Here is a 1,109-nt window from a genome sequence, read left to right as displayed (position 1 = left end):
CCGATCTAATTATAGCAATTTTTTATTTTTATTTAATTTACATTATTTTTGGGTTTTATAACTTATTTTTATCTTTTTATTTGTTCTATATTTCTTTTCTTAACTTTTAATTTTTATAAAGTTATTTTAAATTGAGTATCAATATTTGATTTCTTATCTCATTGCAGCAATTACTTTATCATATACTGCGTCGCATATTTCTACGCCTTCTTTAACTAATGCTTCACATTTTTCATCTAAATCTTTAGCGTATTCTTTATCTTTCATTAAACCTACATTTATTATTACATTAAGTTGAGCAGATAATATAGCTCCTCTTAGAGCTTGAACACCACAACCTACATCACTTATAGCAAGTCTTGAACCTTTATCTACTAATTCTTCATGTAATTTTATACTTTCATTGCAAAGCTCAACTATTTTGAAAGGAACCTCGCATGCAAGTTTTAAGCATCTTTCTAATTCTACTTCTTTAGCAGCTTTTTCTTCATCAGTATTAGCTGGTAAACCGTAAGCTTGAGAAAGTGGGAAAAATCCTTCAGCATCTTTATCAATCATATCTAATAATTGATCTTGTAATATTTTAGCTTTTCCTAATATAGCTTGTATATCTTCTTCATATTGTGCATATTTTTTCTTTCCTGTTGTTAAATTGCAAACCATGCTACCTAAAGCCATACCTATAGCTCCAACTAATGCAGCAGCTCCACCACCGCCTGGAACTGGGGCTTTAGATGCTAGCACATCTACAAAACCTATACAACTTTTTTCAGCTATTTTTTCCATTTATATATCTCCTTCTAATTTTAGGTTTTACCGAGAATAGTGTGCATTAGCACACTATTCTCTTGATTAAATCCTTTTGTCACTATGTATAAATATTATAATACATTTACACACTGATATATATATTAAATTACTACCTAGAATAATCCAGATATTACTCCGTTTTCATCAACATCGATTTTTTCTGCTGCTGGAACTTTTGGAAGACCTGGCATCTTCATTATTTCACCAGTTAATGCAACTACAAATCCTGCACCTGCAGATATTGTAACTTGTCTAACTGTTATTCTAAATCCAGTTGGTCTACCTAATTTAGTTTGGTC

2 protein-coding genes are annotated in these 1,109 nt (G+C 30.3%); both read right to left on the bottom strand.

The genetic code is table 11. The features are described 5' to 3' along the window. Nucleotides 1–153 precede the first annotated feature (153 nt). Entirely contained in the window at nt 154–786 is a 633-nt protein-coding gene (locus tag I4U58_RS13845; RefSeq protein WP_195931914.1) for a cyclodeaminase/cyclohydrolase family protein, read from the bottom strand. A gap of 137 nt (nt 787–923) precedes the next feature. Further along, the coding region (locus I4U58_RS13840; RefSeq protein ID WP_082421743.1) for a formate--tetrahydrofolate ligase at nt 924–1,109 on the bottom strand (186 nt) is incomplete at its 5' end.

This window comes from Clostridium sp. 1001270J_160509_D11 (assembly GCF_015667935.1).
Taxonomy (GTDB): domain Bacteria; phylum Bacillota; class Clostridia; order Peptostreptococcales; family Peptostreptococcaceae; genus Intestinibacter.
Note: the sequence above shows the minus strand (reverse complement) of the source record. Positions and strands in the feature narration are given on the sequence as shown.

Bases quoted from the DNA above. Each gene is read 5' to 3' on its own strand.
- I4U58_RS13845 (WP_195931914.1), bottom strand. From the start codon at position 786: ATGGAAAAAATAGCTGAAAAAAGTTGTATAGGTTTTGTAGATGTGCTA.